This window comes from Geobacillus sp. DSP4a, assembly GCF_013096875.1.
Lineage (GTDB): Bacteria > Bacillota > Bacilli > Bacillales > Anoxybacillaceae > Geobacillus > Geobacillus thermophilus.
The window spans coordinates 1-1,195 of sequence record NZ_SDLD01000127.1 but is presented as its reverse complement, the minus strand read 5'-3'; the positions used below and the strand labels follow the sequence as shown (position 1 = coordinate 1,195).

The window sequence follows — 1,195 nt, the reverse complement described above, 5'->3', positions numbered from 1 at the left end:
GCAGGAGTTTTCGCAACGCTTCGCGGGAAATGCAAACACCGAAGTGCTTTTCGACATAGGATTGCAGGAGTTTGGTGTTCCACGCCGAAGCGACGTCCCAGCCCAGTTCGGCGGGAGTGGTGGTCAACACAAGCTGTTTGATCTCTTCCTGCTGTTCTTCGGTGAGAAACGGCTCCCGCCCGGGGGCGAAATCCCGATGAAGCAAGAGCTCCAGACCGCCTTCGTTGAACAGCGACACATAATGGGAAACGGTTTGTCGGCACACGTTGACCATGGAGGCCACCTCTTTGCCCAAATAGCCTTCCATGACCAGGCGAACCGCCATCACCCGTTGGCGAAGAAGGGTGTTTTTGATTTTCCGTTCCTGTTTGCGAAGTGTCCGAGGTGTCCATCCGTGATCGTTGGTGATTTTGAGACGTTTCATGCAGAATTCCGCTCCTTTTCCATACTTTTCATTAGGAGCAGTATAACCGGAGTGGGCACCGCTTATGCGAAGGTTAACTTTTCAATGAGCATGTATATAGAACGATAAGAGAGGTTCTTTCGCTATAAAAGCAATATTCTTTAGTCTTGTCCTGGCGCATTTTTAGGCCGTTGCATTTAAAAAAATGGAACAGGCTAAAAATGCGTTTTATTTTTTACCTCCTTCCCGAGGACGCTTCTTCCTTTGCCTCACCCCATTGTAATTTTTGCTTGTTAGGCGCATAAAGGACCTGTGCTCTTCGGACGGCTTGCGGGAAGCTTCATATATAACGAAAACGGTTTTTCTTTCTACTTGTCTATGTTAAATTTTTCCTAAATTTTTTGTGCTTTTGTCTCTCATCATTCATTGAATCGCATCATACATTAAAGAATGTGATGGATAGTTGCCAAAAATTTTGTCCACAAATGATTAACGTTTTATGAAGATCAGTAGTAAACTTATGAAGATCGATGATGTATAAAATTTTGTGTAACACATTTTAAACGCTGGTTGTTGGGATGGATATTGCAAAGAAAAAACATTATGCCTGCTTTGTGGATGAGCGAGGGAGGGTGTTAAAAAAGCCGTTTCCCGTTCTGCAATCGAGAGAAGGATTGGAATGGTTGTACCAGTGCATCGTGGAAGCCATGAAGGAATTTGGAAAAACCGAGGTGATCGTTGGCATCGAGCCAACGGGACATTATTGGCTGAATCTCGCCTATTTTCTTGATG

2 protein-coding genes are annotated in these 1,195 nt (G+C 44.8%); one reads left to right on the top strand and one right to left on the bottom strand.

The window, feature by feature from the left end:
* The coding region (locus ETC02_RS16605) for a helix-turn-helix domain-containing protein (protein ID WP_171698445.1) at nucleotides 1-424 on the bottom strand (424 nt) is incomplete at its 3' end.
* A gap of 557 nt (nucleotides 425-981) precedes the next feature.
* Between ETC02_RS16605 and ETC02_RS16600 the strand changes: the two genes are divergently transcribed.
* Nucleotides 982-1,195: IS110 family transposase (locus ETC02_RS16600; protein WP_153017666.1), on the top strand; the 214-nt coding region annotated here is incomplete at its 3' end.